Source organism: Streptomyces sp. NPDC058751 (assembly GCF_042746485.1).
In the GTDB taxonomy this organism is placed as follows: domain Bacteria; phylum Actinomycetota; class Actinomycetes; order Streptomycetales; family Streptomycetaceae; genus Streptomyces.
This window is the reverse complement of record NZ_JBHYPZ010000010.1, coordinates 56,792-80,762: the sequence shown is the minus strand read 5'-3', so window position 1 is coordinate 80,762 and position 23,971 is coordinate 56,792. Positions and strand designations below refer to the sequence as shown.

The 23,971-nt window shown below is 71.2% G+C and carries 20 protein-coding genes and 1 pseudogene; 7 read left to right on the top strand and 14 right to left on the bottom strand.

From position 1 onward, the window contains the following. Positions 1-46: 46 nt before the first annotated feature. The 8 genes from ACFW6B_RS12190 to ACFW6B_RS12155 all read right to left on the bottom strand — a co-directional run bounded on the left by ACFW6B_RS12190 (position 47) and on the right by ACFW6B_RS12155 (position 10,343). On the bottom strand, positions 47-1,810 hold the full coding sequence (locus tag ACFW6B_RS12190) for an ABC transporter ATP-binding protein (RefSeq protein ID WP_386594803.1): 1,764 nt from the start codon (positions 1,808-1,810) through the stop codon (positions 47-49). Then, positions 1,807-3,600 (bottom strand): ABC transporter transmembrane domain-containing protein, encoded by a 1,794-nt coding sequence (locus tag ACFW6B_RS12185; protein WP_386594801.1) that lies wholly within the window; start codon positions 3,598-3,600, stop codon positions 1,807-1,809. Before ACFW6B_RS12185 ends, ACFW6B_RS12190 begins: the two co-directional genes overlap by 4 nt. Further along, positions 3,597-4,799 (bottom strand): alpha/beta hydrolase, encoded by a 1,203-nt coding sequence (locus ACFW6B_RS12180; RefSeq protein ID WP_386594799.1) that lies wholly within the window; start codon positions 4,797-4,799, stop codon positions 3,597-3,599. The genes ACFW6B_RS12185 and ACFW6B_RS12180 overlap by 4 nt, the downstream gene beginning before the upstream one ends. Beyond that, positions 4,792-5,229: an ATP-binding cassette domain-containing protein gene (locus ACFW6B_RS12175; protein ID WP_386594797.1), complete on the bottom strand. Its 438-nt coding sequence runs from the start codon at positions 5,227-5,229 to the stop codon at positions 4,792-4,794. The genes ACFW6B_RS12180 and ACFW6B_RS12175 overlap by 8 nt, the downstream gene beginning before the upstream one ends. Further along, positions 5,226-6,263 carry a FecCD family ABC transporter permease gene (locus ACFW6B_RS12170; RefSeq protein ID WP_386595020.1) on the bottom strand — a complete coding sequence of 346 codons (1,038 nt, stop codon included), beginning with the start codon at positions 6,261-6,263 and terminating at the stop codon, positions 5,226-5,228. Before ACFW6B_RS12170 ends, ACFW6B_RS12175 begins: the two co-directional genes overlap by 4 nt. Positions 6,264-6,334: 71 nt before the next feature. After that, positions 6,335-7,378, bottom strand: a complete 1,044-nt coding sequence (locus ACFW6B_RS12165; protein ID WP_386594794.1) for a FecCD family ABC transporter permease — start codon at positions 7,376-7,378, stop codon at positions 6,335-6,337. Continuing rightward, a complete protein-coding gene (locus ACFW6B_RS12160; protein ID WP_386594792.1) occupies positions 7,375-8,382 on the bottom strand; it encodes an ABC transporter substrate-binding protein in 1,008 nt (335 codons plus the stop codon). Before ACFW6B_RS12160 ends, ACFW6B_RS12165 begins: the two co-directional genes overlap by 4 nt. Before the next feature lie 95 nt (positions 8,383-8,477). Then, complete coding sequence (locus tag ACFW6B_RS12155; protein ID WP_386594790.1) at positions 8,478-10,343, bottom strand: SIP domain-containing protein; 1,866 nt, start codon at positions 10,341-10,343, stop codon at positions 8,478-8,480. A gap of 142 nt (positions 10,344-10,485) precedes the next feature. On the opposite strand from ACFW6B_RS12155, the gene ACFW6B_RS12150 reads away from it, so the two are divergent. Beyond that, on the top strand, positions 10,486-12,141 hold the full coding sequence (locus ACFW6B_RS12150) for a helix-turn-helix domain-containing protein (RefSeq protein WP_386594788.1): 1,656 nt from the start codon (positions 10,486-10,488) through the stop codon (positions 12,139-12,141). Positions 12,142-12,327: 186 nt separating this feature from the next. Further along, positions 12,328-14,991: a helicase-associated domain-containing protein gene (locus ACFW6B_RS12145; RefSeq protein ID WP_386594786.1), complete on the top strand. Its 2,664-nt coding sequence runs from the start codon at positions 12,328-12,330 to the stop codon at positions 14,989-14,991. Positions 14,992-15,106: 115 nt separating this feature from the next. On the opposite strand, the pseudogene ACFW6B_RS12140 reads toward ACFW6B_RS12145, so the two are convergent. The 3 genes and pseudogenes from ACFW6B_RS12140 to ychF form a co-directional block, all read right to left on the bottom strand. Then, positions 15,107-15,530 (bottom strand): annotated as a pseudogene (locus ACFW6B_RS12140) (DNA-binding protein). Next, entirely contained in the window at positions 15,512-15,694 is a 183-nt protein-coding gene (locus ACFW6B_RS12135) for a hypothetical protein (protein WP_386594784.1), read from the bottom strand. Before ACFW6B_RS12135 ends, ACFW6B_RS12140 begins: the two are co-directional and overlap by 19 nt. Before the next feature lie 98 nt (positions 15,695-15,792). Next, entirely contained in the window at positions 15,793-16,881 is a 1,089-nt protein-coding gene (ychF, locus tag ACFW6B_RS12130) for a redox-regulated ATPase YchF (RefSeq protein WP_386594782.1), read from the bottom strand. A 197-nt stretch (positions 16,882-17,078) separates the two neighbouring features. On the opposite strand from ychF, the gene ACFW6B_RS12125 reads away from it, so the two are divergent. Beyond that, positions 17,079-17,687, top strand: coding sequence for a DUF6542 domain-containing protein (locus ACFW6B_RS12125; protein WP_386594780.1), 609 nt, complete (start codon positions 17,079-17,081; stop codon positions 17,685-17,687). Between the two features lie 63 nt (positions 17,688-17,750). On the opposite strand, the gene ppgK is transcribed toward ACFW6B_RS12125, so the two are convergent. Next, positions 17,751-18,500 carry a polyphosphate--glucose phosphotransferase gene (gene ppgK, locus ACFW6B_RS12120; protein WP_386594778.1) on the bottom strand — a complete coding sequence of 250 codons (750 nt, stop codon included), beginning with the start codon at positions 18,498-18,500 and terminating at the stop codon, positions 17,751-17,753. Between the two features lie 29 nt (positions 18,501-18,529). Next, complete coding sequence (locus ACFW6B_RS12115; protein WP_386595018.1) at positions 18,530-19,543, bottom strand: 4-hydroxy-3-methylbut-2-enyl diphosphate reductase; 1,014 nt, start codon at positions 19,541-19,543, stop codon at positions 18,530-18,532. Between the two features lie 109 nt (positions 19,544-19,652). On the opposite strand from ACFW6B_RS12115, the gene xseA reads away from it, so the two are divergent. The 3 genes from xseA to ACFW6B_RS12100 all read left to right on the top strand — a co-directional run bounded on the left by xseA (position 19,653) and on the right by ACFW6B_RS12100 (position 21,959). Then, positions 19,653-20,861, top strand: coding sequence for an exodeoxyribonuclease VII large subunit (xseA, locus tag ACFW6B_RS12110; protein ID WP_386594776.1), 1,209 nt, complete (start codon positions 19,653-19,655; stop codon positions 20,859-20,861). Positions 20,862-20,870: 9 nt separating this feature from the next. Next, the gene (locus ACFW6B_RS12105) at positions 20,871-21,113 is read left to right on the top strand and encodes an exodeoxyribonuclease VII small subunit (protein WP_386594774.1); all 243 of its coding nucleotides are present in this window, start codon (positions 20,871-20,873) and stop codon (positions 21,111-21,113) included. A 255-nt stretch (positions 21,114-21,368) separates the two neighbouring features. Then, a complete protein-coding gene (locus tag ACFW6B_RS12100) occupies positions 21,369-21,959 on the top strand; it encodes a malonic semialdehyde reductase (RefSeq protein WP_386594772.1) in 591 nt (196 codons plus the stop codon). Positions 21,960-22,043: 84 nt separating this feature from the next. Here the strand turns inward: ACFW6B_RS12100 and ACFW6B_RS12095 are convergent, their stop codons facing one another. Next, positions 22,044-22,562 carry a DUF4245 domain-containing protein gene (locus ACFW6B_RS12095; protein WP_386594769.1) on the bottom strand — a complete coding sequence of 173 codons (519 nt, stop codon included), beginning with the start codon at positions 22,560-22,562 and terminating at the stop codon, positions 22,044-22,046. A 125-nt stretch (positions 22,563-22,687) separates the two neighbouring features. On the opposite strand from ACFW6B_RS12095, the gene glpX reads away from it, so the two are divergent. Further along, the gene (glpX, locus tag ACFW6B_RS12090) at positions 22,688-23,719 is read left to right on the top strand and encodes a class II fructose-bisphosphatase (protein ID WP_037620652.1); all 1,032 of its coding nucleotides are present in this window, start codon (positions 22,688-22,690) and stop codon (positions 23,717-23,719) included. The last annotated feature ends 252 nt before the right edge of the window (positions 23,720-23,971 follow it).

Sequence of the window (23,971 nt, the reverse complement as noted above, 5' to 3'; positions counted from 1 at the left end):
GGATTGACAGGCTGCTGCGTTGCCCGAAGACGGTCCGGCGCCACCCTCACCTGCTCGCGCCGATGTGCTGCCCGGCTTGCCACACCGCCCACAGCCGGGCGTATGTGCCGCCGGCGGTGAGGAGTTCGTCATGGGTACCGGTCTCGATGACGCGGCCGGCGTCCATGACCACGATCCGGTCGCACGGAGCGGCTTGGGAGAGCCGGTGAGCGATCACGATGCCGGACCGGCCGGCGAGGACCGCCTCCGAGGCGCCGTCGAGCCGCTCGGCGTGGGCGGAACCGGCCTCGGCGGTGGCTTCGTCGAGGATCGCCAGTTCGGGGTCGGCGAGGAGCAGGCGGGCGAGGGCGAGCTGTTGCGCCTGTGCCTCGGTGAGCGGGTGTCCGCCGGTGCCGACCACCGTGTCGAGGACATCCGCCGACAGGTCCAGCAGATCGGCTGCGCCGGTGGTTTCGAGCGCGGCGCGGATGTCGCGGTCGGTGGCGTCGGGGGCGGCGAGTGTGAGGTTCTCTCGCAGCGTCCCGGCGAACACGTGTACTTCCTGGGTGATCACCGCGGTGCGGCGGGGACGGGTCACGGTCCCGGCATCAGGCCGGTGAACGCCCGCGATCACGGAGGCGAGCGTGGTCTTCCCCGCCCCGGACGGGCCGACGATCGCGAGGTGCTGGCCGGCCGGGATGTCGAGGTCGATGTCGTCGAGTACGGGCGGACCGTCGGCGTAGTGGAACGCGACCCCGCGGAGCCGGACGGCGGTGGCTGTCTCCGCCGCGCCTGCCGGCGTCGTCGACATGCCGGCCGCTTCCACCGTCGGGATCGTGACCACTCCGATCATGCGGCTCAGTGAGGCGAGGGCCGACTGAAGGGTGTCGATGACGAACAGCAGCTGGTTGACCGGCCCCAGCAGGCGCAGCACGAGCAGCATGGCGGTGGTGGCGCCGCCGACAGTGGAAAGTCCGTGGTCGACGAGGACGAATCCGACGACGAGCACGGCGGCGAGGCTCAGGCATTCGCCGAGGTTGAGCCGGGCGTTGAGCATGCTCTGCACGGTGCGTGCCCGGATCGACTGCACCGCGACGCCCCAGGAGGCCGTCAGCACGGCGCGATGACGGTGCTCGGCGAGCCCGAAGCCGAGCACGGTGGCGTAGCCGCGCTGGGACTCGAGGATCTGCTGGGCACGCGCACTCATCGCTGCACGCTCGGCCCGGTACACCCGGGGCCCGATGCGCAGGTACCACCGCATGGCGAGCGCGTAGACGGGCAGCACGACGGCGAACGCGGCAGCATAGGGCCACTCCAGTGCCGCGAGTCCGGCCAGCGACACGGCGATGGTGAACGCGGTGACGGTGAGCGCGGGGATCACCGCGGGGGCGGCATCGGCGACGGCGGTGACGTCGTCGCTGGACCGGGATATCAGGTCCCCGGTACCGGCGCGCTCGACGAGGTGCTGCGGGAGCAGCATCGCGCGGCTCACCAGCCGTTCGCGCAGCGCGGCGAGGACGGTGTGGTAGATGCGGGTGGCGTGCGCGATCGTCACCGCGGTGCCTGCGGCACCGAGGACGGCCGAGAGCGCCATCACGCCCGTGACCGTCAGCACGGTGCCGGGATCCGCGGTGCCCGCCCGCACCCGGTCGACGAGGTACCCGATCGCCACCGGCGGGATCAGGTCGACGGCGGTGCCGGCGATCCCGACCAGGCCGACGGCGGTGAGCCGGAGCCGGTGTCCGCGGCTGAGCCGCCACACCTTCCTGGCCGTCGCCCGGCCGCCCGCGACGGGCAGCGCGTGCCCGTTCGTAGCGGATGTCACGTTCATCCCACCGTCCTTCCGTGCAGGGGTGCGTTCCCTTCGCGCAAGGGCGCGTCCCTTTCTTGCAGGGGCACGTCCTCGAACAGGTCGACGACGCGGTCGCAGCGTCCGAGCAGCACCGGGGACGAGGCGATCAGCAGCGTCGAGCGGCCCGCGCGGACGCCGGGAAGACGCTCCGCGATCGCGTGCTCGGTGACCGGGTCCACCGCCGTGGTCGGGTCGTGCAGCACGAGTACCGGTGCTTCGCTCGCCAGTGCGCGGGCGAGCGCGATCCGCTGGCGTTGACCGCCGGAGAGGCGGTTGCCGTCCTCGCCGACCGGGAGGTCGAGGTCGGCGGCGAAGTCGTCGCACGCCGCGGCTCGCACCGCGGCATCGACCAGCTCGGCCCCGCCGGCACCGGAGCCGGCGGTGAGGTTGTCGCGGATCGTTCCGCTGAAGAGCGTGGCCCGGTGCGGGGCGACCGTGACCCGGGAGCGGTATTCGTGCGCGGTCAGCTCTCGTGCCGGACGCCCGTCGAGCCGCACCTCCACCTCGTCGGAGGCGCACGGGTCGAGGAGCGCCCGCGCGATGCGGGCGGCGGTCCGGTCGTCGGCGCGCACTCCCACGAGCTCTCCGGGGTCCACCCGGATCGTCGCAGCCGGCGCGGCCACCTCCAGTACGGGCAGCGGCGCGGCCTCCGCCCGTGTCGCGTCGTCCTGTCCGGGACTCTGACCGCCAGTGCCGCGCAGCACGTCGATGACGCGCGCGGACGCGGCGCGGGCCCCGGCGAGGTTGGGGATGGAGACGCTCGCGATCGACTGGATCTGCGGCAGCAGCGCCTGGGTGAGGCCGACGGCGGCGATCAGCTCGCCGATGCTGAGGCGCCCGTCCACGGCGAACCAGCCCGCCAGCCCCATCACGGCGGCGACGAACACGCCGCTGACCACACCCGAGCCCACGAGGAACCTCCCAAGGAGCCCCGCGTTCCGCTTGGCCCCGACGAGGGTCTCCTGGCTCGCCTGCCGGTACCTCCTGGTCGCCTCGGCCTCGGCACGTATCCCCTTGACCACCCGGTAGCCCGCGACCAGGTCCGTGGCCCGCCCGACGGTGGAAGCCAGGAGCTCCTGGTACGCACGGGTGTCCCGGGAGAGCCGCTCGCCGAGCACGCCCATCAGCCACACCGCGGCAGGAGCTCCCAGCAGCACCACGAGCCCCAGTAGCCAGTGCGTCGCCAGCAGCGACACGGCGATGAACCCGATGGCCGCGATCCTGGAGACGGGCATGATCAGCAGGATCACCCCGTTGGCCAGGCGGGCGACGTCGTTGGTCATCACCGAGACCACGCCGCCGTCCGGCGCGCGGGCCAAGCCGCCGACCGGGTGCAGCACGGCGGTCGACAGGGTGCTCCGCAGCCGGTGCTGCAGCAGCTGCACCGCATACGAGGTCAGCCGGTTCGCCAACTTCGCCGCCACCGTCAACGCGATGTACAGGGCCATCAGCACGCCGAGCCACAGCACGAGCTGCGACGCGTTCCCGGTCGCGAGCGCCCGGTCGATGGCGACACCCATGACCACGGGGACCGCCGACTCGCCCACCTGCCACACGACCGCGAGGAGCATCGCCGGGACGGTGACCCGCTTGACCGAGAAGATCGCGCGCAGCAGGAACCGCCCCGGTGTGATCCCCGCCCCGGCCTCGAACGCAGGCGACTCGACCGGTTCGGGGGGCGCCTGCAGCAGCACGGGCAGCCGGCGGGTCAGAGGTCCTCGCCCCAGTCCTGCGGTGTCGGCACCCGCGAAACGCGAGGAGTTGCTCACGTGGGGCTCCCGTCCCTGCTCCTGGACGGGAAGCACCAGAGCAGGGCGTCGGCGAAGAGCCCCCGCCACCATGCGTAGTCGTGTCCGCCGGCGAATTCCCGGTAGAGGGTGCCGTAGCCCTTCGTGGTGAGCACGTGGTCCAGCCATCGGCTGTGGGTGTTCGATCCCTCCAGCTCACCGACGTCGTGGAAGAAGCGGACCGGCGCCTTCTCCGCGGCGAGGCAGTCGGCGATCAGTGTCGGTACGGGGTTGCGCCGCAGCAGTTCGCCGGCTCCGGTGCCCCACGTGAGGTCGGGGTGGTACCCGCACGACGGGGACTGGAGGATGGCGTTGCCGAAGGCACCGGGGTGATGCAGCGCCGTCCAGCCGGCGCACAGGCCGCCGAAGCTCTCACCGGCCAGCGCCACGTCGGCGGGGTCGCGCGAGAGCGGATACCGGTGGTGGAGCCACGGCAGCAGTTCTTCGACCAGCATCCGGGAGAACGCCGGATCGCAGAGCAGCTCCTTGTAGCGCTGTTGTCCGAGCTGGTCGACGAGGACCACCGCGCAGGGCCGGATCAGTCCCGCCTCGACCAGGGTGTCACGCACGCTTGGCGCACTGTGCTCCGGTGTCCCGTCCAGGTGGATCACGAAGGGCAGCGCGCTGTCGTCCGAGAGCTCGCCAGGGGGCATCGAGACCCAGATGCGGCGTTCGTTTCCCAGGAACTCACTCGCGAACACGGCGGAGTCCATCGCCGGGGCCGGTCGCGCTTCGGCCTGGTCGAGCCAGGGCAGCGGCACCGCGTCGGGCAGCACGGCCACCGAGGCCCCGGAGAACCGCTCCACCGAGCACTCCGAAAAGCTCGGCGGCGGGTTGAACGGGTCCGGGACCTGCTCGCCCTCTCCCGTACCCGTCGGCCCACGTCGCGTGAACACGTACGAGAAACGCAGGTCGGAACGCATCCGCAGGGTGAGCACGCGAAACGGGGTCCCCGCCACCGGGGTGAACTCCGTGCCGACCGGGTTGAAGCCGATTCTGGGGCCGATCACCACCGAGAGGGTGACCGTCGAGTCGCCTGGGGGCTCGTCGACGAACGTCACCTCCACCTCGTCCGCACGGACCCGCTCGACAAGCGGTGTACCTGTCTCTCGGAGATGTCGTCTGAACCTCTCCGGGCTCCACTCACCGGTCGACAGCTTCTCGACAGACGGATCAGACATGTATCGCGCTCTCTGCATCAGTGGTGTCAGCGGACCTGTGCCGGGTTCGTTCACGGCCGAGCAGCACCACCTGGGAGCGGCTGGCCACCGGATCGCGGGCCACCAGGTCGCGGGCCACCAGGTCGGCGACGGTGATCCCGTCCGGGGCGATCGAGCTCTGCGGCAGCAGTCCTACCCGCCGCGCCACCTCTTTGGTCCTGTACGAGTTGATGTCGCCGCCGTCGAGGACGATCTGCCCGGCCGACGGCTTCAGGAGTCGGGACAGGCCGCGCAGCAGGGTCGACTTGCCGCACGCGTTCGGGCCGACGACGACCGTGAACGACTCGTCGGGGATCGCCACCGATAGGTGCTCGGCGATGACCCGCTCGTCGTAGCCGACTGTCGCCGACTCCACTCTCAGGCGCGCGGTGCCGGGCGGGGTCGCGCTCACAGGCGTCTCCTTGCTTCGGTGAACAGCAGGTGTCCGAGGTAGCCGCCGCCGAGCACGACGGTGATGATGCCGACCGGCAGCGGGGTGGGGGCGACATGCTGGGCGAGGTAGTCCGACGCCAGGCACAGCAGCGCACCGACGAAAGCGGCGGGGACGAGGGTGATCCCCGCGCTGCGGGCGAGCCGGCGTCCGATCTGCGGGGCGACCAGGGAGACGAACAAGATCGGCCCCGACGCGGCCGTGACCGTCGCCGTCAGCGCCACTCCCACCAGGATCAGGCCCAGGCGTGCGGGCGAGACCCGTACTCCTTGCGAGGCTGCCACTTCGTCGCCCAGCTGCATCTGCCGCAGCGACCGGCTCAACATCCCGGCCAGCAGCAGGAGTACGGCGATGCAGGCGCCGCCGACGAGGACCTGGTTCCAGGACACGCCGTTGAGCGACCCGGCACCCCACGCGGCTGCGGACATCGCCTGGTCCAGGTCGGCCTTGAGGATCAGCCATGTGTTGAGCGAATCGAGCATCGCCGATGCGGCAATGCCGACGACGATCAGCCGGAACCCCTTCACCCCTCGCCGGTAGGCGAGCACGTATACGGCCACGGCGGTGGCCATCCCGCCGAGCAGCGCCCCGCCGGCCAGCTGCGTGTAGGTGCCGTCGACGACCAGGATCACGATCAGCGCGCCGGTGTAGGAGCCTTGGGTGAACCCCATGATGCCGGGGTCGGCGAGAGGGTTGCGCAACAGCGACTGGAAGACCGCCCCGCTCACGCCCAGAGCCGCGCCGAACACCAGCGCCGCGGCCACCCGGGGCAGCCGCCACTCGACCACGATCTCCTGGACGAAGCCGGTCTCCTGGCCGGTCAGTGCGGAGAGCACCTGCCCGGGACCCAGCGCGTACGAGCCGGTCATCAGCGCGAGCACCGCCATACCGGCGCCCGCGACCGCGAGCACCGTACAGACGACGACCGAGCGCCACTGGAGCCGGACAGCGATCCGCCCGCGCCGCAGCACCAGCGCCCGCCGCCCGAAGTCCACCCGTGGGAGGTGCGCGTTCGGCTTCACGGTCCGCTCGCCTTCCTCCGCCCGCAAAAGGCGCGTGTTCGTGTTCACAGCCCGCTCGCCTTCCTCCGCCGCACCAGCACGACGAGGACGGGAGCACCGACGAAGGCGGTGACGATCCCCACGGGGATCTCGCCGGGGCGCATCACGACGCGGCCAAGGATGTCGGAGACCAGCAGCAGGCTCGGGGCGAGCAGGACGCTGTACGCGAAGATCCAGCGTTGGTCCGGGCCGACGATCCAGCGGGCCACGTGCGGCACCATGAGTCCGACGAATCCGATGGGTCCCGCTATCGCGGTGGCGCCACCGGCGAGGAAGGTGAGTGCGATCACCGCGAGCACACGGGTGCGTGCCAGCCGGACCCCTTGGGCGAGGGCCAGCTCGTCGCCCAGAGCCAGCGCGTTGAGCGGGCCCGACACCGCGAAGGCCAGGAGGAGTGCCACCGCGAAGAACGGCAGGATCGGCCACAGGACGTCGAGCGGGCGACCCGTGATCGACCCGGCGTTCCAGTACCTCATCGCGTCGAAGGCGTCCGGGTTGGTCAGCTGGAGCGCCTCCCTGGCGCCGCCGAGCACGGCGCCGACGCAGACCCCGGCGAGCACCATGACCACCGGCGAGGAGCCCTTCCGTGTCGACCCGAGGGCGAGCACCAGGAGCGTGACGATCAGTGCCCCCGCGAACGCGAACCACATGTAGCCCTGGGCGTCGCGGACGCCGAGCAGGCCCACAGCGACCGTCACCGCGAAGGACGAGCCGGCGTGGACCCCGAGAACACCCGGATCGGCCAGGGGATTGCGGATGAGCGCCTGGATCAACGCGCCCGACAGACCGAGTGCGACGCCGACGGCCAGCCCCACGATCGTGCGCGGCAGCCGGAAGTCGCGGATCGCGAACTGATCAGGGTGGGCGGACGGGTTGAACAGTGCGTCCCACACCACGGACGGCGCGATCGCCGTGGACCCGATCATGACACTCAGCATCAGCAGGGTCGTCAGCACCACCAGCGCGAGGACCAGGCCGAGCAGACGCCGGCGCGGTCGGGGCACCATCTCGGTGTCCCGACCGCGCTGCCGCAGGGCGAGGGTCGTCACAGCTTGCCGGCGAGAGTCGCCAGAGCGCTGTCGAGCGAGTCCAGGTACTGCAGGACGGGCCCGTAGGAGTTGTTGCCGGGGCAGAAGACTCCGAGCGCGCGGCCGGAGGTCACGGTGGGCAGCGCCTTCCAGGTGTTGGTCTTGGTCACCGGCACGAAGGGCTCGGTCGGCCGGCCTTCGGCATCGACGGGGTAGGTGATCACGTCGTACTTGGAGAGCCCGGTGATCTGCTCGAACGGCAGGGACTCGTACGCCAGGGGGTCCTTGCCCTCGGGCGCCTCGGGCAGGTCGAGGCCGATGTCGTCCCGGGCGATCTCGGAGCAGCCGATGTCAGCGATGTAGAACGTTCCGGGATCGCTCCAGTCCCCGCGGGAGACGTCGACGAACTTGGTGTCGTCGACGGTCTTGCCGTAGGTCTCCTTGATCTTGGCGACCTTCTTCTCGAACTCCGCCTTCTGCCTGCCGAGTTCGTCCGTGACGTTGCCGGCCGTGGCGATCTCGCCGGCGAATTCCTTCCACTCGGTGTCGAGCCCCCAGAGCACCGTCGGGGCGATCGACTCAAGTCGCTTGCCGACCTTGTCCCAGTCGTTCGAGTGGAACTGGACGAGGATGAGGTCCGGCTTGAGGGCGGCGAGCTTCTCGAGGTCCACGTCACCACCGCTGCTGCCGACGACCTCGGCCGCCTCGTACGCGGCCTTCTGTTCCTTCGGCAGTACGGCGAGGTCGGAGTCGGACACCTCGGTGACGCCCACCGGCTTGCCGCCGAGGTCGATGAAGGGGAGGTTCGTGTTGCCGATCGTGACGATCCGCCGGGGGGCGGCGGGAATCTCGACGGTGCCGTTCTCGGCCTTGACGCTGCGGGTCTTGGCGGACTTGTCTCCGCTGGTCTCGGCGGCGGACTTGTCGCCGGTGCCGTCGCCGCCGCAGGCGGTGAGGAGGAGCGACGCGCTCATCAGCGCGGCGGCAACGGCCATGCCGCGTCTCGTCGTCAGGGTGCTGCTCATGGTGGTCTTTCTTTCTCTTCTGCCCCGGGGGGAGGGGTTTGCCGGGGGGAGGGGAGTTGAGGGGAAGCTGGGGCGGGTTGGGATGAGTCGAGGGGTCAGTCAGCGGTGGAGCGGACGAGTTCGTGGACGGTGGTGCCCAGGCCGACCGTCCGCGCCGACCGGCGCGTCAGGCCCGCCCGTGCGATGACGGCGTCCAGCTCGGCTGCGGTACGAAGGCCGGAGCCGTGGCAGACGAGCCCGATGAGGTCTTCCTCGCCGTCGTGCTCGTCGAGGTCGTCGGTGTCGAAGACCTCCTCGATCAGCAGCACCCGTCCGCCGGGGGTGAGGTTCTCGGCCGCCCGGCGCAGCGCGTGGGCGGCGTCGGCGTCGGGCAGGGTCTTGAAGGCGCGGCTGATGAGCACGGCATCGGCTGCCGGGCCGGGCTCGAAGACGGACTGCTCAAGGACGCCGACCCGCGCGCGCTGCCGCTCGTCGGGAATCGTGTCGGGCAGGTCGCGGCGCAGCCAGTCGGCCTGGGCGGGCAGGGCGCAGATCGTCACGCGCAGGCTCTCGTGGGCCGCGACGTACTCACGGGCGTGCGCGCCCGCGCCACCGGAGTGGATCACCAGGTGCCGGACTCCGGCGAGCAGATCGGACGTGGCGATCGATCCGGCCAGCGCGGGCTGGAACTTCGCCAGGCGCTCCAGGTGACGGTCCTCGTAGCCCTGCTCGGCTCGCACTTCGGCGAAGGTCTGGCCGGTGACCGAGGCGTAGGCGGGCCGGCCGGTGCGGACCGACTCCGTAAGTCCGTACAGCCCGAGCAACTCGCGACCGACCACCCCCGCGGAGTGGAGCCTGTCGGCGATGAAATCGAGCGTGAGGACATCGCCGACCGGAGTCAGGGCGTAGCGACCCGGCTCTGTCTCGGTCACCACGTCCAGGGTGTGCAGATAACGCAGCAGCTTGCCCAGAGCGCGCTCGTCGGCACCCGCCTTGGCGGCCAGCTCGGCCGCGCTGGTCATGCCGCGGGAGAGCAGATCGGGAACGCCCAGCTCGACGGCGGTACGGATCGCGATCGGCGCGACGAGCTCGGTCAGGTCGTGGAGCTTCTGGAACGGGGTGACCGTCCTCTCAGGATCGGGCACCGCCCCGTCGGTCTCCAGGGCGACGACCGCGGAGCGGCGCCAGTATCCGGTGAAGTCGATGTCCTCCTTGGGCACGCCACGGTCCTCGACCAGGTGCCGGCGGATGTCCCGGACGGCCGTGTGCTCACCGGCCAGCCACACGAACGCCTGGCCCGACCACCACTCCGTACCGCGGACGGCCTCGGTGAGCGGCGACGCGTTCCCGGCCGCCGAGCCGGGGTGGACCAGCCACGTCACGTCCACCCCGGGCGGCTCACGCAGCTCTTGGCGGTGGGCGTCCTCGGTGATCTCGATGAACACCTGCGCCCGGGCTCCGGCCGGAAGCTCGTCGAGCAGGCGGCCGATCGCGGGGAGTGCGGTGTCGTCGCCCGCCACGAGCCACCAGTCGGCGCCGGCCGGGAGCGTCTTCGAGGTGCGCGGGCCGCTGAGGTGGATCCGGTCACCCGGCGCGGCGCGGTAGGCCCAGGTCGTTCCCACGCCCACCCCGTGCTTGACGAAGTCCACGTCCAGCTCGTCGGCCTCCGGGTCCCACCGGCGAACCGTGTAGGCCCTCGACAGGGGTCGGGGATCCTTGGGCACGATCAGCTTCGCCTCGCCCTGGACCGGGAGCACCGGTTCGCTCTGACCCGGGTAGGGAAAGTAGAGCCCGAGGTCGTCGTCGAAGCCCTGGGACTCGAAGGCCGGCCGCGCGAAGCCGTCCGCCGTGGTGAACGCGTGCAGCTGTTCGCCGCTCAGCGTGACCCGCCGCATCCCCGGGGTGAGGTCGACGATCCGGACCACCTCGACCTCACGCAGGGTCGGCGGGTGCACGGTGAGCCGGCGCGAGGTCTTGGGCATACGGAGAACCGGACTTTCTCATCGCTTCGAGGGGAGGAGCCGCACGCCGGCATCGGTAGGGCGCACTCCGGTAAGGTTAGGGGAACCTTACTTCGGAAAGCGTGCGCAGACTGCCGTGCGGTTAGGACATACGGTTAGGGGCGTGACCTTGCCCTCATCGTTCGCCGCCGGTTCCGGCTGCCCTCCGCCGATTCCGGGCGCGCGGTGGAGTCCGGCGGACGCGCCCGTCCGACCGCTGCTGCTGTGGGTGCGCACCGGCACGGCGCACCTGCGCCTCGACGACGGGCCGGCGCTCCACCTCAAGGCCGGCGAAGGCGCCTGGATTCCAGCAGACGGCCGGGCGGAGATTCCCGCGGACGGCCGGACGGGGCGGACGATCACCACCGAACCGGGCACGGTCGCCTTCCCGCTGTGCCCCCACGCCGGCGTCGGCGCCCGGGGGTTGCCGGAACTGACGCGGTTCGACGTTCCCAGCGGCTGGCAGGACTGGTTGATCCAGCTCTTCAACCTTCAGGTCACTCCGTTCAGTGGCCATGGATACTCCCCAGGGGCGATCGCGGAGCTCCTTCGGCGCCCCGGCTCGCGCCCGCCGGCGCCCGCCGCGCTCGGGCAGGACCCGAGCCCGGAGGGGTTCGCCTCGCCCGCGATCCCGCAAGCCCGCGGCGCCAGAGCCGTCGCCGAGGAACTGATGCGCGACCCGTCGCTCGACCTCACCGTCGAGCGATGGGCATCGCGGGTGCTCTCCAGCGCGCGCACCCTTCGCCGTGACTTCCTCGCCGGCACCGGCCTCACCTTCGAGCAGTGGCGGCTGCACTGCCGGCTCGGCGCCGCCGTGGAGTTCCTCGCCGCCGGTTACGACGTGGACCAGGTGGCTGCCCTGGTGGGCTTCGCCAGCCGCAACGGCCTCACTCGGGCCTTCAAGGGGCGGTTCGGACTGACCCCCCACGAGTTCGGCCGGAAGCTCTCCGCCCGGCCCGGCGCCGGTGGGCTGACCCAACGGGCGGCGGCGGCACGGCAGACCGACGACCTGATCCGGATGATGCGCGAGACGGACACACCCGCCGCGCCCGAGATGCTGCCCCCGGCCAGCACGCCGTCACACACCAACGACATCCACGTCCTCAGCTGGATGTACCGGGGCAGCGGGTACCTGGACATCGGCGACCAGCGCTACGAGCGGGAGCGAGGGGTGGCGACCTGGATCCCGGCAGAGCTGGAGCATGTCACCGGCCTCCGCGAGAACTCCGTCTCCCTGCCGCTGGGCAACGCGAGCACCGCCGACCTCCACCTGACCGCGCCGCTGCAGGTGCGCTTCTCGCCCGCGTGGGACGACTACTTGATGTTCTGCTCGATCAGCGCCCGGTCCGCTCTGCGCCCCGACGACCACGACCCTCGCCACATCCTCGACCTGTTCGCGGAACAGGTCGCCGCGCAGCGAGCGCTGTCGGTGCCGATGCCCACCGATCCACGCGCGCGTGCTGTCGCGATGGAGTGCCTGCGCCGCATCGGCGAGCCCGGCGGGGCACATGGTGTCGAGGCCGGCGGAACGCCGGATGCCGATATCCGCGCCGAGATCCACCGCGCCTTCCGCGACGAGACGGGCATGACACTCGGCCGCTGGCGCTACGCCGCCCGCATGCGCATCGCCCGCGACCTGCTCGCCGGGGGCGCCCCGCCCAGCACCGTCGCGCGCCGGATCGGGTACGCCCACCTCCCCACGTTCAGCGCCGCCTTCTCCCGCTTCCACGGACTCTCCCCACGCGAGTACCAGGAACGCGAGGCGGCCAAGAGCCGGTGAGAGGACGTTCGAGCCCTCTGCGCCCAGGCGTTCACAGCTGCGGGAAACCCACCCGAGCACTCGAAAGCCCTCAGGCCGAGATCCGGCGTGACGAGCGCAATCAGTGAAATCCGACAGCTTACCGACCCACCCCGCCCTCCACCTCCCACATGCGCAGACCGACGCGGCTGCCGCTAGGCTCGCCGGATGTCTCGCAGTTCTGGGATTTCCTCTGTCGCCGCCCTTGAGCAATGGCTGGCAGGGCTTGCGCCCGAGCGGCTGACGACCGTGCTGGAGGAGCGCGAGCTGCCGCGCGCCGCGGGCTACGAGAGGATCACCGGCTTCGGCGTACTCGCCGCGCATCTGCTCACCGATCCGTCGGTTGCGGCCGGGATGCTGTCCCTCGATGCGGCCCACTGGGATCTGCTCGAGGCCGTCGGCACGCGCGCCATAGAACGGTACGGGCCGCCCCGCAGATCGCCCGCGCAGAACACCCATGTGCCGATGAACACCTATCCGCCTTTCGGCGACGGCGATGAGCGAAACGGCGTCATCGATCCGTACGACCGGCTCGTCCCCGAGAGCGACCTGCTCAACTGGCTTCAGATGGGCGGGACTTCGCGTTCCTGGGCGAGGTCGGGGCTCGCGCGGCTGCGAGAGCATGCCCTGCTGCTGCCCGCCCCGGACGGGCAACTCGCGGTGCCCGCACGCGTACACCGGCTCGCCGCGGGCCAGGTCCACGGGCGTCGCGTGGACGAACTGCTCACCGGCGCCTTCAACGCACCCGAGGTACGGCGCATCGCGGCCGCCCTCGGCCTCGGCGACAAACTCTCACGCGGCGCCGCGCAGGAAGGCATCACCGACGTTCTGGGTGATCCGGGGCGGGTCCGCGCCTTGGTCGAGCAGGCCCCCCAGGAGGCGCACGACCTCCTGGAACGCCTCGTGCCGGGACCGCCCCTGATGCACACCCACTGCTTCGTCTCACGATACGAGGCAATGGACGCCACGGGTATCGCCTCGAACGCCTACGGCAGAACCCGGCAGTGGCACCCCGGCGACAAATTCACCTTCCGTGACGGCGGCAGCGGCGATGCGGGCACGGACTGGCTCGCCGCGCGCGGCATGGTCGTACCCGTCGGCCCCGACCTCGTCGAACTCTGCTACGAAGTGGGACGCGCCCTGCGCGGTCCACAGCCCTCGCCCACCATGCGGACCACTCCGCCGCCTCTGACCGCGACACGGGCGCTGCCCTCGTCCTGGCAGGACGAGGGCGGCACAGCCGCCGGGGCCGCCGCGTGGCGCGCCGAACTCGTCCTGCGGGAACTGGCGACAGCCCCCGTCGCCATCCGCAAGACCGGCGGTATCGCCGTACGGGAGACGCGGCGCCTGGCGAAGGCGGCGGGCGCGAGCGAGGCCGACACCAGGCTCTGGCTCGACCTCGCGGTGAACGCGGGCCTCGCCGCCCCCGAGGCGGACGAGGAAGCACCCGCGGCACGCGGCCGAGGCCGCCGCACCACATCCCGCACGAAACCGTCCGCACGACTGCTGCCCACGCACGCGTACGACACCTGGGCACGCGCCGCACCGGCCGGGAAACTGCTGCCCCTGGTGGCCGCCTGGGCGGTGGTCCCGGAGGTGCTGACCTGCTGGCCGGACGCGGATGAACCGCCCGTCGCCCTCATCGCCCCGAGCGACGGATACGCGGTACCGCTGCGCCGCGGCCTGCTCGCCGCCCTCGCCTCGCTGCCCGACGGACACGGGACCCTGGCCACGGAGGAGGCACGGTGTGCGCTGCTTGAGCGCGCGGCCTGGTTCCAGCCCGCTCTGTACGACCTCATGACAGCGCCGGCCGAGCCCGACGCACCGGACGCGGACCGCCCCTACGACGCCGGTGACCTGCTCGCGGGTCTCGACCTCGACCACCTCGCACACGACGACACCGGAGACGACCACGACGGCACCGATGTCCTCCTGCAGCGGCTGCGCGCCACCCTCGACGAGGCCGAACTGCTCGGCCTCGTCGCGCACGGAGCACTCACCGACGCGGGCCGCGCCGTACACGCGCTCCTCGAAGCGGGAGCCCACCGGCACTACCCGGCCGTCCCCGGTGCGCACGCCGACCCCGCGGGCGAAGGGACCGGCGCCGCGGCCGTCGGCGCGGACCTGGCCGGACATCCCCACCTGGCCGCGGCCGCGGCCGGCCTCCGCGACAGCCTGCGCGCGACGCTGCCCGCGCCCAGCACCACCGCCCGCTTCCAGGCCGATTCCACCGCGACCGTCACCGGGGCGCCCGCCACCGAACTGGCCGAACTCCTCACCGATGTCGGCGACATCGAATCCGAGGGTCATGCCGTGGTCTGGCGCATCACCCCCGCCTCGCTGCGCCGCGCCCTCGACACCGGATGGAGTGCCGACGACATCCTCGAACGCCTCCAGGCCGTGTGCGCGAACGGCACCCGGCTGCCCCAGCCGCTCACCTACACGATCAAGGACACGGCACGTACCCACGGCCGGCTCCGCGTCGTACGCAGCGCCTGCTGCATCCGCTCCGACGACACCGTGCTGATCACCGAGATCACCCGGGCCAAGAGCCTCGCCGCACTCGCACTGCGACGCATCGCACCTACCGTGGCCATCTCCACGGCCCCGCCGGAGACGACACTCAGCGCGCTGCGCAAAGCCGGATACGCCCCCGTACTCGAAACGGAAACCGGCACCACGGTGATCGAACGCGCACCCGCCGACCGCGCCACCAGCACCGTCCCGGCCCTCGACCAGGCACACCCCCAGTACGGGCAGCGCACGAAAGGGCTGCCGTCCAGCGCGGCAGAGCTCACCCAGCAGCTCATCAAGGCCAAGGCGCGCAGCTGACACAAGTGCACAGCCGTCGGAGGGACTCCGCGGCCGCGGTTGTCGCCGGCCAGTCGGGCGCACGAGGCCCTCGCGCAGCAGCCGGTCCGCCCGGTCGGCAGCAAACCAGGGGACATCACACCGCCACGAGCCGGACCCGATCGCCGCAGAGCTTGACCATGTCGTCGGCGTCGTCGATATCGGAAGTCAGCATGACCACGGGGCGGTGCTGTCGCAGCGCGGCCTCGGCGACCGCCGCGTCGATCGCGCACTTGTGCCCGTGCGGTCCGGCATTCATCAGCAGCTTCGAAGCCGCTCTCACCTCCTCGTCGCCCACCAGGACCACACGCAGTCCGGACAGCACCCAGTTCAGGCGAGATCTGTTCGTTCGAGCGTGGACAGCTTCGATGACGGTGAGCGCACTGATCGCGACCCCCATGCCGCGCGAGCGCGCCTCAGCGAATCAGAGCCACCACCTGCTCGTCGTCGTCGAGCAGCTTCGAGAGTCCCTCTCTGTCGAGGACCAGCGTCCCCTCGTGGCTCAGCCTGCAGCGGGCCACTCGGCCTCCTCGGCGAACACCTCGTCGAAGACCTGGCGCGCCCACTGACGAACCGGCTCGGAGACCTGCCCGCAACCCGGCACGGGCTTCTCGCCCCATCCCGGCACGATCCCAGCACGGTCGGGATGAGCAGGGGTGATGACAGGTGACGAGGAGTCAGCCATCCCAGCACGGGAAAAAAACCAAGGGCCCGACCCCGAAGAGTCGGACCCCCTCTGACCTGCACGTTTGCCAGATCGGCAACGTGGCGTTTCGTCAGCCACTACACGTTGAAGCGGAACTCCACCACGTCCCCGTCCTGCATGACGTACTCCTTGCCCTCCATGCGGGCCTTGCCCTTGGCGCGGGCCTCGGCGACCGAGCCGGTCTCGACCAGGTCGGCGAAGGAGATGACCTCGGCCTTGATGAAGCCCTTCTGGAAGTCGGTGTGGATGACACCGGCGGCCTCGGGGGCGGTGGCGCCCTTCTTGATGGTCCAGGCCCGGGATTCCTTGGGACCGGCCGTCAGGTAGGTCTGCAGGCCGAGGGTGTCGAAGCCGACGCGGGCGAGGGTGGCCAGGCCCGGCTCCTCGGCGCCCACCGACTCCAGCAGCTCCAGGGCGTCCTCCTCGTCCAGCTCGGCGAGGTCCTGCTCCAGCTTGGCGTTGAGGAAGATCGCCTCGGCCGGGGCGACGAGCGCGCGCTGCTCGTTCTTGAAGTCCTCGTCGACCAGCTCGTCCTCGTCCACGTTGAAGACGTACAGGAACGGCTTGGTCGTGAGCAGGTGCAGGTCGTGCAGCAGCTCCTCGTTCCCGGAGCCCTGGACGATGCCCGCGGAGAACAGCGTGTCGCCCTTCTCCAGGATCTCCTTGGCCGCCTCGACCGCCGCGACCTTGGGCGCGACGTCCTTCTTGATGCGCGACTCCTTCTGGAGGCGCGGCAGGACCTTCTCGATCGTCTGGAGGTCGGCGAGGATCAGCTCGGTGTTGATCGTCTCGATGTCGTCCTTCGGCGAGACCTTGCCGTCGACGTGCACGACGTTCTCGTCCTTGAACGCACGGATGACCTGGCAGATCGCGTCCGACTCACGGATGTTGGCGAGGAACTTGTTGCCCAGGCCCTCGCCCTCGCTCGCGCCGCGCACGATGCCGGCGATGTCCACGAAGTCGACGGTCGCCGGGAGGATCTTCTGCGAGGAGAAGATCTCGGCCAGCTTGGTGAGACGGGGGTCGGGGACGCCGACCACGCCGACGTTCGGCTCGATCGTGGCGAACGGGTAGTTGGCCGCGAGCACGTCGTTCTTGGTCAGGGCGTTGAACAGGGTCGACTTGCCGACGTTGGGCAGACCGACGATTCCGATCGTGAGCGACACGTTGCGACTTCCCGTACGAGAGGATGGGCGAAGGGCCCTCCAGAAGAGCGGGCCGATCCACCAGTCTACGGCGTGGCCCGGTTCCCGCCCGCGAGGTATCGAACGCATGGCCAAGCCCGTTCCACGACCCGGCTTTCGGCCGGTCTCCGGCGTGTCCGATGGACCATTCCGCACATAAAACGACCTAAGTTGGTCCGGTGGAGCAACACAGGACGCGTCCCCCTCAGTACAGACCGCGACGCGGGGCAGCTGTTCCGGCACAGGCCGGGCGGGCCGCGGGCGGCGGTGTCCGGCGGGACGGCCCGGCGGCACGGCGGCCCGCGCCCGCGGGCGTCCGGCGGGAACGCCGGCCGTCGCGTCCCCGGCTGACCGGGCTCGGCGGCGGTCTGTTCTGCGGCGCGTCGATGTTCGCGCTGGCCTGCCTCGACCTGCTGCTGTTCGACGGCTCGGCGACGGTGTACGGGGTGCTGTTCCTGCCGGTGTGCGTGCTGACCGCGCTGTGGGTGCGGCCCGGCGACCTGGTGACGGCCCCCGTGGTCGTGCCGATCGCCTTCGTCTGCGGGCTGCCGCCGATCACCGAGGACGGCGGAGGCGGCTTCGGCGGCTACCTCATGGGCCTGGTCACCGCCCTCGCCCTGCAGGCGGGCTGGCTGTACGGGGGGACGCTGGCCGCGGTCCTCGTCGTGGCCGTCCGCCGGATCCGTCTGCTGTCCCGCCGCCGTGCCGCCCGGCGGCACGACCGGGCCCGCGGTGCGCAGCCCGGCGGACAGGCCCGCCGACCCGGCCCACCGGGCCCTCTCGCCTGACGCGGGCCCCCGTACCCGATGAGGGCCCCGTACCGGCGCGGGCCCTCGCGGGCGCCCTTGCCGCTATCGGCCGGTCTGCGCCGCCCGCATCGCCGCGCCGACGATCCCGGCGTTGTTCTGGAGCTGCGCGGGGACGATCTCCGCCTTGACGCCCTGGATCAGCGGCAGGAACTTGTCGGCCTTGCGGCTGACGCCGCCGCCGATGATGAAGAGCTCCGGGGAGAAGAGCATCTCGACGTGGGCGAGGTACCTGGTGACGCGGCGCGACCAGTGTTCCCAGGTCAGTCCGTTGTCATCCTTGGCCTTGGTGGAGGCCTTCTTCTCGGCGTCGTGGCCCCTCAGCTCCAGGTGCCCCAGCTCGGTGTTCGGGACCAGTTCGCCGTCGGTGAAGACGGCGCTGCCGATGCCGGTGCCGAAGGTGAGCAGGATGACCGTACCCCGGCGGCCCTTGCCCGCGCCGAACTCCATCTCCGCGACACCCGCCGCGTCCGCGTCGTTCAGCACGGTCACCGGAAGACCGCCCAGCCGCTCCCCGAGCAGGGAGCCCGCGTCGACGTCGATCCAGGACTTGTCGACGTTGGCCGCCGTACGGATGGTGGAACCGCCGGTCACCACACCGGGGAACGTGATGCCCACCGGACCGGTCCAGCCGAAGTGGTCGATGACGTCCTTCACGCCGTCGGCCACCGCGTCGGGCGTCGCGGGCTGCGGGGTGAGCACCTTGCAGCGCTCCTCCGCGAGGTCCCCGCGGTCAAGGTCCACCGGAGCGCCCTTGATCCCGGATCCGCCAATGTCCACACCGAAGATCTTCATGGCCCTACGTTACGACGTACGGCTGACCGTCACTCCCCGGAGGGACCGCCGGTGCGCGCCGCCACCAGCGCGGCGGCCTCGGCGCGCAGGTCGCGGCGCAGCTCCTTGGGGAGCGAGAAGGTGATGGACTCCTCGGCGGCCTTGACGATCTCCACGTCCTCGAAGCCGCGCCCGGACAGGAACTCCAGGACCTGCTCGACGAGGATCTCGGGGACGGAGGCGCCGGAGGTGACGCCGACCGTGCTCACACCCTCCAGCCAGGCCTCGTCGATCTCCTCGGCGAAGTCCACCAGGTACGCGGCGCGGGCACCGGCCAGCTTGGCGACCTCGACCAGCCGGACCGAGTTGGAGGAGTTGCGCGACCCGACCACGATGACCAGCTCGGCCTCCGCGCCCATCTGCTTCACGGCCAGCTGACGGTTCTGCGTGGCGTAGCAGATGTCGTCGCTCGGCGGGGAGATGAGGAGGGGGAACTTCTCCTTCAGGGCGTCGACCGTCTCCATGGTCTCGTCGACCGAGAGGGTGGTCTGGGAGAGCCACACGACCTTGGAGGGGTCGCGGACCTCGACCTTGTCGACGTCGTCGGGGCCGTCGACCAGCGTGATGTGGTCGGGGGCCTCCCCGGAGGTGCCGATGACCTCCTCGTGGCCCTCGTGCCCGATGAGGAGGATGTCGAAGTCCTCGTTCGCGAAGCGGACGGCTTCCTTGTGGACCTTGGTGACCAGCGGGCAGGTCGCGTCGATGGTGGCGAGCTTGCCGGCCGCGGCCTCCTCGTGGACCACGGGGGAGACGCCGTGCGCCGAGAACATGACGATGGACCCCTCGGGGACCTCGGCCGTCTGCTCGACGAAGATGGCGCCCTTCTTCTCCAGCGTCTGCACGACGTACTTGTTGTGGACGATCTCGTGACGGACGTAGATCGGAGCCCCGTACTGCTCGAGGGCCTTCTCGACGGCGATCACGGCGCGGTCCACGCCCGCGCAGTAGCCACGGGGGGCGGCGAGCAGGACACGACGGGCAGGCGAAGCGGTCATGCCCACCATCGTAAGGCCGCGCCCGGCGGGCCCGGGGATCGCCTCCTCGGCGACGTGGCCGCTCACCGGGGCGCACGGGCTCGCCGGTGTTGTCGGTGGCGGCCACTACGCTCGGCGCATGGCTCTCAACACGTCCGCGGACGCTCCGCTGCCCGTCGGCGAGGTGTCACGGCTCATCGGGGGATGGATCGACCGGCTCGGCGCGGTGTGGGTCGAGGGGCAGATCACCCAGTTGTCGCGGCGCCCCGGCGCGGGCGTCGTCTTCCTGACGCTGCGCGACCCGTCGTACGACGTCTCGGTGAGCGTGACCTGTTACCGGCAGGTCTTCGACTCGGTCGCCGACGTCGTGAGCGAGGGCGCCCGGGTGGTCGTCCACGCCAAACCGGAGTGGTACGCGCCGCGCGGGCAGCTCTCCCTGCGGGCCGCCGAGATCAAGCCGGTGGGCGTGGGGGAGCTCCTCGCCCGCCTCGAACAGCTCAAGAAGTCGCTGACGGCCGAGGGGCTGTTCGCGCCCGGGCGCAAGAAGCCGCTGCCTTTCCTGCCGCAGCTCGTCGGGCTGGTGTGCGGGCGCGCGTCGGCGGCCGAGCGTGACGTGCTGGAGAACGCGCGGCGCCGCTGGCCCGCCGTCCGCTTCGAGGTGCGCAACGTCGCCGTGCAGGGCGTGCACGCCGTGCCGCAGGTCGTACAGGCGGTCAAGGAGCTGGACGCGCTCGACGAGGTCGACGTGATCGTCGTGGCGCGCGGCGGAGGCAGCGTGGAGGACCTGCTGCCGTTCTCCGACGAGCAGCTCGTCCGCGCGGTCGCCGCCTGCCGGACCCCGGTCGTGTCGGCGATCGGGCACGAGCCGGACAGTCCGCTGCTCGACCTCGTGGCCGACCTGCGGGCCTCCACGCCGACGGACGCCGCCAAGAAGGTCGTGCCGGACGTCGGGGAGGAGTACGAGCGGGTGCGGCTCCTGCGGGAGCGCGCGCGGCGCTGTGTGGGGGCGTTCGTCGACCGCGAGGAGCGGGGCCTCGCGCAGGCGCTGGCCCGGCCCTCGCTGGAGGATCCGTACCGGATGGTCGACGAGCGGGCGGACCAGGTCGCCGCCCTGCTCGACCGGGGCCGGCGCAGTCTGGGGCATCTGCTGGACCGCGCGGACTCGGAGCTGACGCACACCCACGCGCGCGTGGTGGCCCTCTCCCCCGCCGCCACCCTCCGGCGGGGGTACGCGGTGCTGCAGAGGGCCGACGGTCATGTGGTCCGGGACCCGGCCGAGGTGGCGGCGGACGAGCCGCTGCGGGCGCGGGTCGCCGAGGGTGAATTCACGGTTCGAGTCGATGCATAGGGTGGGCGCATGACCAGCAAGGTGGACGAGGCGCTCGGGTACGAGCAGGCACGGGACGAGCTGATCGAGGTCGTACGCCGTCTGGAGGCGGGCGGTACGACCCTGGAGGAGTCCCTGGCGCTCTGGGAGCGCGGCGAGGAGCTGGCCAAGGTGTGCCGGCGCTGGCTGGAGGGCGCTCGGGCCCGCCTGGACGCGGCGCTGGCCGAGGACTCCCGGGAAGAGGAAGAGGCCACGGGCTCCGGCTCGCAGTGACGGGCGGTTCCGGACCCGTCCGCTCGTCATGTGACGAGCGATTCCGGCTCCGGCTCCGGCTCCGGCTCCGATCGACGTTCTTCCCGAGCAGCTCCGGCGGGGCCCGCGACACGCGGGCCCCGCTTTTTCGACCCTGCGGCCTGTGAAGCGGATCACCACACCCCGCTTTTGGTTGAACTTTAAACCTCTTCGGCGTACTGTCGCAGACGCCAACAGATCCTCCCGGATCCACCGCACGTACCGAGAAGGTTCTCCATGTCTCTCGTCCTCGACCCCACCGCTCAGGACCTGCTGTTCCGCGAGGCCCGCACCGCGAACACCTTCACCGACGAGCCGGTGACCGACGAGCAGGTGCAGGCGATCTACGACCTGGTCAAGTTCGGCCCGACCGCCTTCAACCAGTCGCCGCTGCGCATCACCCTGGTCCGCTCCCCCGAGGCCCGCGAGCGCCTGGTGCAGCACCTCGCCGAGGGCAACCGGGCGAAGACCGCCGCCGCCCCGCTGGTCGCGATCCTCTCCGCGGACAACGAGTTCCACGAGGAGCTGCCGGCGCTCCTCCCCCACTTCCCCGCCGCCAAGGACATGTTCTTCTCCGAGCGCCCGGTCCGTGAGGGTTCCGCCGCGATGAACGCCGCCCTCCAGGCCGCGTACTTCATCATCGGCGTCCGTGCCGCCGGTCTCGCCGCGGGCCCGATGACCGGAGCCGACCTCGCCGGCGTCCAGAAGGAGTTCCTGGACGACGACCACACCCCGCTGATGATCGTCAACATCGGCAGGCCGGGCGAGGACGCCTGGTTCCCGCGCTCCCCGCGCCTGGAGGCCGACCAGGTCATCACGACCGTCTGACCGACGGAACGAACGAACGGGAAGGGCCCCCGGCGACAGCGCCGGGGGCCCTTCCCGTGTCTCACGGGCGGTGCCGTACGGGTCCTACGAGGTCTTCAGGGCCTCCGCCATCTTCGCCAGCGCGTCGAACGAGCCGGTGCCGGTCACCACCGTCGTGGAGCCCTCGCCCTCCAGGACGAGGGCGTCGTAGTGGTCGCCCTCGTAGCGCTGCCAGGTCCGGTCGCCGATGCGCTGGGTGGCCTTCATCGGCCGCGCGCCCTGGCTCGCCTCGTCGATGAACACGGCCGACCGCTGAGTCGACTGCTCCACCGCCACGTACTGACCGTCGGGGGCCTGGAAGCCCAGATGCCAGGCGTCGAACTCGCTGCCGTCGTAGCGCACCGAGGTCGCCTTCCACGCCGAGGGCAGACCCTCGGGCGCCGCCACGGGATAACTCGCCGCGCGGCGAGCCGTCAGCAGCTCGACCTCGTAGTCGACACGCTTGATATCGGGCGCGGAGTCGTCATGCGGAATGAAGATGTAGATGACACCCGCCATGAGCCCGATGAGGCCCAGGGAAAGAATCATGTCCCGTACCGACTGCTTGCCTTTCATACCTGCCACACGCCTATCGTCGCAGGTGCCCCGTCCTGCTCATCCGTGGGGCCCCCTGCTCATTTTGTAAGCCTGGCGATAGAGTCGGGGCACACCCTCATCCGGCCGTCGTCGTATCAGAAAGGTGCGTGTCGATGACCGAGCATCATCTGCCCTCCGAACTCGAGGTCCCGTCGGAAGCCCCCGACCGCAACCTCGCCCTCGAACTCGTCCGGGTCACCGAGGCCGCCGCGATGGCGGCCGGCCGCTGGGTCGGCCGCGGCGACAAGAACGGTGCCGACGGCGCCGCCGTCCGGGCCATGCGCACCCTCGTCTCCACCGTCTCGATGAACGGCGTCGTCGTCATCGGCGAGGGGGAGAAGGACGAGGCCCCCATGCTCTTCAACGGGGAGCGCGTCGGCGACGGGACCGGCCCCGAGTGCGACATCGCCGTCGACCCGATCGACGGGACCACGCTCACCGCCAAGGGCATGACGAACGCGATCGCCGTGCTCGCCGCCGCCGACCGCGGCACCATGTTCGACCCGTCCGCGGTCTTCTACATGGACAAGCTGGTCACCGGCCCCGAGGCCGCCGACTTCGTCGACATCAACGCGTCCGTGGAGGTGAACATCCGCCGGGTCGCCAAGGCCAAGCGGGTCACGCCCGAGGACGTCACGGTCGTCATCCTCGACCGGCCGCGCCACGACGGGATCATCAAGGAGATCCGGGAGACCGGCGCGCGCATCAAGCTGATCTCCGACGGCGACGTCGCCGGCTCCATCCTCGCGCTGCGCGAGGGCACCGGCATCGACCTGCTGCTCGGCATCGGCGGCACGCCCGAGGGCATCATCTCGGCCTGCGCCGTCAAGTGCCTCGGCGGCACCATCCAGGGCAAGCTGTGGCCGAAGGACGACGAGGAGCGGCAGCGGGCGATCGACGCCGGGCACGACCTCGACCGCGTCCTGACCACGAACGACCTGGTCTCCGGCGAGAACGTCTTCTTCGTCGCGACCGGCATCACCGATGGCGAGCTGCTGCGCGGGGTGCGCTACCGCTCCGAGACCGCGACGACCGAGTCGATCGTGATGCGCTCCAAGTCGGGCACGGTCCGCCAGATCCGGTCGGAGCACCGGCTGAGCAAGCTGCGCGCGTACAGCGCGATCGACTTCGACCGCGCCAAGTAGGACCGTCGGCCCTGCCGGCCGGGCGCCCACAGGGCGCGAAAGGGGCGCCCCTTGTGCGGAGGGGCGCCCCTTTTCCGTATGAGCACCGGCTTGCCGGCCGGCCCGGGGACGTGAACCCGCGGACCCCGCGCCGAGGGGTGAGCGGCCCGGACTCGCACCGAGGACCAGCGGCCCGGCCCGGACCCGCGCCGAGGGGCGAGAGGCCCGACCCCGGCCCCGGCCCCGCCGGGCGGGGGCCGGATCTCCCGGCCG

Coding starts and splice junctions, on each gene's coding strand:
- ACFW6B_RS12190 (WP_386594803.1), bottom strand. CDS start 1,810: ATGAACGTGACATCCGCTACGAACGGGCACGCGCTGCCCGTCGCGGGC.
- ACFW6B_RS12180 (WP_386594799.1), bottom strand. CDS start 4,799: ATGTCTGATCCGTCTGTCGAGAAGCTGTCGACCGGTGAGTGGAGCCCG.
- ACFW6B_RS12160 (WP_386594792.1), bottom strand. CDS start 8,382: ATGAGCAGCACCCTGACGACGAGACGCGGCATGGCCGTTGCCGCCGCG.
- ACFW6B_RS12155 (WP_386594790.1), bottom strand. CDS start 10,343: ATGCCCAAGACCTCGCGCCGGCTCACCGTGCACCCGCCGACCCTGCGT.
- ACFW6B_RS12145 (WP_386594786.1), top strand. CDS start 12,328: ATGTCTCGCAGTTCTGGGATTTCCTCTGTCGCCGCCCTTGAGCAATGG.
- ACFW6B_RS12135 (WP_386594784.1), bottom strand. CDS start 15,694: ATGGCTGACTCCTCGTCACCTGTCATCACCCCTGCTCATCCCGACCGT.
- ppgK (WP_386594778.1), bottom strand. CDS start 18,500: ATGAAGATCTTCGGTGTGGACATTGGCGGATCCGGGATCAAGGGCGCT.
- ACFW6B_RS12115 (WP_386595018.1), bottom strand. CDS start 19,543: ATGGTGGGCATGACCGCTTCGCCTGCCCGTCGTGTCCTGCTCGCCGCC.
- xseA (WP_386594776.1), top strand. CDS start 19,653: ATGGCTCTCAACACGTCCGCGGACGCTCCGCTGCCCGTCGGCGAGGTG.
- ACFW6B_RS12105 (WP_386594774.1), top strand. CDS start 20,871: ATGACCAGCAAGGTGGACGAGGCGCTCGGGTACGAGCAGGCACGGGAC.
- ACFW6B_RS12100 (WP_386594772.1), top strand. CDS start 21,369: ATGTCTCTCGTCCTCGACCCCACCGCTCAGGACCTGCTGTTCCGCGAG.
- glpX (WP_037620652.1), top strand. CDS start 22,688: ATGACCGAGCATCATCTGCCCTCCGAACTCGAGGTCCCGTCGGAAGCC.